Origin of the sequence: Psychrilyobacter sp. (assembly GCF_049671765.1) — a bacterium.
Taxonomy (GTDB): domain Bacteria; phylum Fusobacteriota; class Fusobacteriia; order Fusobacteriales; family Fusobacteriaceae; genus Psychrilyobacter.
In genome coordinates this window covers 1-6,620 of sequence record NZ_JBATVM010000338.1, presented here as the reverse complement: position 1 = coordinate 6,620, position 6,620 = coordinate 1, and the positions used below count along the sequence as shown (strand labels likewise).

Below are 6,620 nucleotides of genomic sequence, written 5' to 3'. Positions count from 1 at the left end.
ATAATAGTAAAAAATATAAAAGCATATGGATATCACGGTGCTTTAACTGAAGAAAATATACTAGGACAAAACTTTTATGCTGATGTAGTTCTCCATAAATCATTGCAGAGGGCAGGTCTTACAGATGATTTAAGTAAAAGTATCAGCTATGTAGATGTATATTATGATGTTGAAGATATTATAAAGAATAAAAAATTTAAATTAATCGAAGCTTTGGCTGAGATGATTGCTCATACTTTACTAGTTAAATACAGTATAGAAAAGGTAGAAGTAGAAATCAGAAAACCTGGTGCTCCTATAAATGGAAATTTTGACTATGTAGGAATAACAATAATTAGAGAAGGTAAACACTATGAGATGGACTAGAGCTTATCTCAGTATGGGGTCTAATATAGGAAATAAATATTACTACCTTTTAGGAGGTATCTTTGCTATATCTCAACTAAAAAACACTAAAGTCACTGTTGTTTCAAATTTTTACTCCACAGACCCAGTAGGGTACTTAGAACAAGACAAATTTTTAAATTGTGCAATTGAAATAAAAACACAACTACTTCCCTATGAACTTTTGAGAGAACTTCAAAGGATTGAGTTAAAATTAAAAAGAGTCCGAAAATTTAGATGGGGTCCTAGAACTCTAGATATAGATATTATTTCATATGGGAATCTTAGGCTAAATAATAAAGACTTAGTTATCCCCCATCCTAGATATAAAGAAAGAAATTTTGTTTTGATTCCTCTTTTAGATATCATTAGAGACAAGAGCTATATTAGATCTATCATAAATTATAATGATAAAAGTGTAAAAAAAGAGAGCAAAGGAAAACTCCTAATAAGCAGTTGTCTCCTCGGGAAAAAAACTTCGTATAAAAGCACAGCTAATTATAATTATATTATAAGTAAACTTTTGAAGGATAAATTTGAGTTTATCGAAACTTGTCCCGAAGTAGAAGGTGGCCTTAGCATTCCACGTCTGCCATCTGAAAAAAACAAAGATAAAGTCATGAATGTTAAAGGTATTGATGTCACCCACGAATTTGAAATAGGAGCAGAAAAAGCTTTAGAAAAAGTTTTAAAAAATAATATAAAACTTGCATTATTAAAAGGAAAAAGCCCATCTTGCGGAATAGATACTATATATGATGGGACTTTCAAAAAAAATATAATCTTGGGAAACGGAATAACAGCAGATAAATTGCTGCTAAACGAAATAGATATAATCGAGGTGAATAAAGATGAACAATAAATTTAGTGAGATATTAAACGTTATAAAAAAAAGTGATAGAATACTAATCACAGGACATACTAGCCCTGATGGAGATGCCATTGGTAGTGGTTTAGCTCTCCTTTTGGCTCTCAACAAATTAAATGAGTCTCTGAGAAATGAAACTGAAGAAAAGGGAGAAATCTATTTAGATAAAACTTTAAGATTTATTTTAGATGATAAAACTCCAAAAAATTTAAAGTTTTTAACTCACTCTATTCTAATCGAAGAATTTGAAAACTATAATTCAAAATATGAGTTTGATCTCATGATCTGCCTTGATAGTGGTAACTTTGATAGGATTGGAAGGGTAGGAGAACTCAAAGGGAAAAACACTAAAGTTATAAATATCGATCATCATATTAGTAATGATAGGTTTGGAGATTACAACTATGTAGGAGATCTTTCTTCTACTTCAGAAATTTTGTTTGATTTTATTAAAGAGGCAAAAATAAGTTTAGACCACGGGATAGCAGAATCTATCTATACAGGTATAGTAAATGATACTGGTAATTTTAAACATTCAAATACCACTAAAAAGGTATTTAGAACAGCTTCTCAATTATTAGAACATGGAGTGGAACCAGACCAAATTATCAAGAATTTTTTTGATACTAAATCTATGGCAAAATTAAAGTTAACGGGTAAAGTTTTGTCTGATTTTAAATTTGTAGATAACCAGAAGTTAGTGTACTATTATATGAGTGAAGAAGAAATAACTAAATTAGGAGCTAGTAAAGATGATACTAGTGGTTTAGGAGAACTCCTCCTTTCCTACGAAGACGCAAGTGTTTCACTTTTCCTTAAAGAGGAGAAGGGGCACATCAAGGGCAGTTTTAGATCTAAATATGATGTAGATGTAAATGCTTTAGCAGGTCTTTTGGGTGGCGGTGGTCATATTAAAGCTGCTGGATTTAAAACCGATAAAAGTTCTGATGAAATATTAGATATAATAATTAAAAATATGAGTTTAGGAGGCAAATAATGAAGAAAAAACTATTAATAGTTGCTTTATTAGCATTAACACTGGGCGCTTGTTCAAAGGACGGCGTATCTAACGTAAGAAAGGATAACAAGATCCAAAGTATGAGAGATTACGATTCTGTACAAGGAGTAGTATCTCCTAAAAGAAAAGTTGTCATAGCTGAATTTAAAAATCAAACTAGATTTGGTAGCAGAAGATTAGGAAACAATTTAACTGATGTTATCACTACTGAACTTGTAAAAAGCAATAGATTTATTGTTTTAGAACGGGAAGACCTAGACAAAGTAATGCAAGAGATTAATTTTTCTAATACTTTGGGACAGGGACAGTTAGCTTCTCAGAGAAAATTTCAAGATGCAGATTATGTTATAACAGGTGCTATTACTAAATATTCTGTTAACACCACTGGAAATAAAGGGATTGTTTCTAGTAGTAAGACTCAAAGAGCAGAAATCTCATTTGATATGAAAATGATAAATGTTAGAACTGGAGAAGTAGTTCTCTCTGATCAGGGAGAAGGCGTATCGGATGTTGAATACGGCACTACTCTAGGTGTTGGAAGTACAGGTGGCTACGATGAAGGTCTAGAACAAGAAGCCTTTAGAGCCGCAGCTATAGACGTTATGGATAATATCATAGAGACGGTCGATAGAACTCCTTGGATGGCAAATGTAGCCAAGGTATCTGGAAATAAACTATATATCAATGCTGGTCAAAAAAGTAATGTCGAAATAGGTACAAAATTAGGTGTCTATAAACAAGGTGAAAAAATCGAATTCAATGGTAAGTTCTTAGGGTTTGAAGAGAATAAAGTAGGAGAAGCAGAAGTAGTCAATTATTTAGGTGAAGATGCTGCTATCCTTGAATATAAAGGAGAAACTTTTTCTATTCCTGGTGTAGTAAAGTTGATGAAATAATATGAAGAGGTATAAGTTATTTTTATTATTTATTCTCTTAATATTTATAGGTTGTACTCCAAAAGAAGATTTTGTATTAAAAGCCACTCCCTCAATATCACCAGCTAAGTTGGCAATTTTACCCATTAATAATAATACAAATGATGTAGCTGGAGGATTTGTTTTTCGAGGGGTAGTTTATAATAATTTTGAACAGAATAACCATGAATATGATATCCAAGATACAAAAAAAACTGATAAACTTCTAAATGAAGCAGGTATAACAGATGGGGGACAATTAAGGTTTTTGAGACCTATTGAGCTAGCTGAAATTTTAGGTGTCGATGGACTCCTCTATATCGATTTGGATGAGTTAGATTTTATGACCTACCCCTATTATCATACTCGTTCTGTCAAAGGAACTTTTTTACTCTATAATTTTGAAAAATTAATATGGGTAAAACCAATCAGAGTAGCTATAAAATACTTTGGAGTTAGCTCAGCACTAAATACTGTAAGCGGAGCAGTCAATGGAGATTCAGATAAGTTAAATGATGGGATGACTCAGGCAGGGATAGATATAGCCATTCACCAAGGGATAAAGTATGCCACCATTGCAGGATTTGATCATGAGCTAGCTCCCGAGATGGCTTTGGTAAGTAAAAAGTTATCTAGTGTTATTCCAAAAGGAAGTCGAAATAACTTGACTTATGTAAAACAAAGTGAAAATGAGATAAAATATCTCAAAGAAAAAATTAGTAAAAAAGAATCTATAGTCACCGATGAGATGTATATAGAAGTAAAAGAAAAAACCAAAGTATTAGAAGAAATTATTCCAATATTAAACTAAAGAGGAAGTGACAATATGAGCGATATTATTTTTATAAAGCCTAAAAGTTTTGAAGATTCTAAAAGAATAGTAAATTATATTGTAGAAGACAAAATTTTACATATTAATTTAACTTCATCAGACAAAAAGACATACCAAAGAGTATTAGATTTTATAAGTGGTGCTGTTTATCTAAAAGATGCAAAATTATTGAATCCAGCAGAAAGCATTTACCTTTCTATACCAAAAGAAACTACGTTTTCTTGGGGTGAAGAGGATGGAGAAAATAAAAACAAAGTTAATTTAGTAGATTTAAGATATGATGAAGAGGAAGAAATAAAACCTCTTTTTTAAAAAAGTTAACCATAAATAGTTATAATATACTGAAGACCTGTTATAAAAAACAGGTCTTCAGTATATTATACGTCTTTAAATTATTATGAATATATGATAGAATATATAGTATTTTTTAAAATAAAGAACTAGGGAGTAATTTATGTATAAGAAAAAAAAACCATATATATTAGTATTTGGAGCATCTGTTGTAGATATTTTTGGTATTTGTAATGTTGGAGCAAAATATAGAGTAAAAGATTCTAATCCTGGAAAAGTAAGAATGGCATTTGGTGGTGTCTCTAGAAATATTGCAGAAAATATGACTAGAATTGGTCTGAATACCAAGTTTATTTCTATCTTAGGAGACGATGAAAAAGGCCGCGCTATGTTGGACCATTCAGAATTAATAGGATATGATATGGAAGATTCTCTCATTTTAGAAGGAGGAAGAACCCCTAGTTATCTAGCTATATTAGATCAATTTGGAGAGATGGTTTCAGCAGTAGCTGATATGGAAAGTATCGATGCTATGAATACAGACTTTATTGATTCTAAATCTGATTTAATTGAAAATTCTGAATATACATTTTTAGATTCCGATGACCCCAAAAATCTAGAGTATCTTCTAAAAAGATTTAATGGGAAAACTAAATTCATATTAGACCCAGTATCTTCTGAAAAAGCTGATAAGATAAAACATCTAATAGGCTATTTTCATACAATAAAACCAAATAAAAATGAAGCTGAAATTTTAACTGGATTTTCTATAAATACAGATGAAGATTTAAAAAAAGCTGGACAATATTTTTTGAACTTAGGTGTAAAAAAAGTATTTATAAGTTTAGATTCTGAAGGTGTATATTATACCGATGGGATAGCTAGTGGGAAGATAAAAGCCTGTGATGTAGTTGTTAAAAATGTAACAGGTGCAGGAGATTCATTTGTAGCAGGGTTAGGTTTTGGTTATATGAATGATATGGATATTGAGGAAATTGTAAAATTTTCTATGACCATGTCTATCATAACTATCTCCTACGAAGGAACTATTCACCCTGATATAGATCTTATGAAAATTGCCAAAACCATGAGAGAAGTTTCATGGGAAGAAAAATTTATCTAAAAACTAATTTAACTATTGTGCCTAAATTATAAAAAAGTAAGTAGATTCTCAAGAGAATCTACTTACTTTTTTATAAATATTTATCTATCTCTGCCTGTAATTTTTTAAGTGCATTAGCTCTATGGCTAATCTCTTTCTTTATCTCTGGGATTTCAGCAAAAGTTTTACCATATTTTTGAATATAGAAATGAGGATCGTATCCAAAACCATCTGTTCCCTCTGGCTCTTCTACTATTACTCCCTCTACTTCTCCTCTAAAACTATGATATTCACCATTTGGTTTTGCAAGAGTTATTACACATACAAACTTAGCACTTTTATCTTTTTTTCCTTTTAACTCTTGAATCAATTTAATGTTGTTTGTCTCATCAGTGGCATTCTCTCCTGAATATCTAGCTGAATATATTCCTGGAGCTCCTCCTAGAGCCTCTACACATAATCCACTGTCATCTGCAATAACTGCCATACCTACAGTTTTAGCTATCTCTAAAGCCTTCTTTTGACTGTTCCCTTCAAAAGTATCTCTATCTTCTACCACGTCTGGAATTGTGTACCCATCATTTATTGAAAGTATTTCATAACCCTTTAAAATTTCAGATATTTCTTTTATTTTTTTCTTATTTCCTGTGGCTAAAAATAATTTTTGCATTCTTTTCTCCTTATTTACATTTTAGTCTTCTTTATTGATATTTATGATAAACCAAACAAAAAGTACTCCAAACCAAAATAGTATCGCTATTTCCCTCGCATTAAATATAATTCTCACCTCTTCAGCTATTATCATTAATTTATTTTTTATTGAAAACTAATTAAACATTTATTATTAAAACTATATCTTAATTATAACACATCAAAGGATTATACATAAAAAAATATCTCCTACAACCAATGCAGAAGACATTTTTTTCTTTTTATGTCACTATATCTTTATCTACACTTAAAAATATTATTTAAAAGAGTTGATAATTAAATTCATTTAGGCTCTTTCTATTGCCTCATTCTGCATCTCAAATAATTCTTTAATTCCTTTTTCAGCTAGATCTAATAGACCATTTAATTCTTTCCTTGTAAATGTAGTTTCCTCTCCTGTTCCTTGTACTTCAACAAATTCCATCTCAGAGTTCATTATTACGTTCATATCCACATCAGCATTAGCGTCCTCAGTATACTTAAGATCTAACATAGGAACT

The 6,620-nt window shown here is 30.7% G+C and carries 8 protein-coding genes and 1 pseudogene; 7 read left to right on the top strand and 2 right to left on the bottom strand.

Features of this window, described 5'->3' with window-relative positions:
* From folB to WBG30_RS15525, 7 genes are all read left to right on the top strand, one after another.
* Positions 1 to 366, top strand: a 366-nt coding sequence (gene folB, locus WBG30_RS15555; RefSeq protein ID WP_424505564.1) for a dihydroneopterin aldolase, incomplete at its 5' end; no start/stop codon positions are given.
* On the top strand, positions 353 to 1,246 hold the full coding sequence (gene folK, locus WBG30_RS15550) for a 2-amino-4-hydroxy-6-hydroxymethyldihydropteridine diphosphokinase (protein WP_424505563.1): 894 nt from the start codon (positions 353 to 355) through the stop codon (positions 1,244 to 1,246). The genes folB and folK, both read left to right, overlap by 14 nt.
* Entirely contained in the window at positions 1,236 to 2,249 is a 1,014-nt protein-coding gene (locus WBG30_RS15545; protein ID WP_424505562.1) for a DHH family phosphoesterase, read from the top strand. The genes folK and WBG30_RS15545 overlap by 11 nt, the downstream gene beginning before the upstream one ends.
* Positions 2,249 to 3,166 (top strand): CsgG/HfaB family protein, encoded by a 918-nt coding sequence (locus tag WBG30_RS15540; RefSeq protein ID WP_424505561.1) that lies wholly within the window; start codon positions 2,249 to 2,251, stop codon positions 3,164 to 3,166. The genes WBG30_RS15545 and WBG30_RS15540 overlap by 1 nt, the downstream gene beginning before the upstream one ends.
* A gap of 1 nt (position 3,167) precedes the next feature.
* A complete protein-coding gene (locus WBG30_RS15535; protein WP_424505560.1) occupies positions 3,168 to 3,995 on the top strand; it encodes a hypothetical protein in 828 nt (275 codons plus the stop codon).
* A gap of 15 nt (positions 3,996 to 4,010) precedes the next feature.
* Positions 4,011 to 4,328, top strand: a complete 318-nt coding sequence (locus WBG30_RS15530; RefSeq protein ID WP_424505559.1) for a cell division protein SepF — start codon at positions 4,011 to 4,013, stop codon at positions 4,326 to 4,328.
* Between the two features lie 142 nt (positions 4,329 to 4,470).
* Positions 4,471 to 5,430 (top strand): carbohydrate kinase family protein, encoded by a 960-nt coding sequence (locus tag WBG30_RS15525; protein ID WP_424505558.1) that lies wholly within the window; start codon positions 4,471 to 4,473, stop codon positions 5,428 to 5,430.
* A 70-nt stretch (positions 5,431 to 5,500) separates the two neighbouring features.
* Here WBG30_RS15525 and WBG30_RS15520 read toward each other — a convergent pair whose 3' ends face one another.
* Positions 5,501 to 6,079, bottom strand: a complete 579-nt coding sequence (locus tag WBG30_RS15520; RefSeq protein ID WP_424505557.1) for an XTP/dITP diphosphatase — start codon at positions 6,077 to 6,079, stop codon at positions 5,501 to 5,503.
* Between the two features lie 327 nt (positions 6,080 to 6,406).
* Positions 6,407 to 6,620, bottom strand: a pseudogene (locus WBG30_RS15515) (ribonuclease PH); the annotation flags it as partial.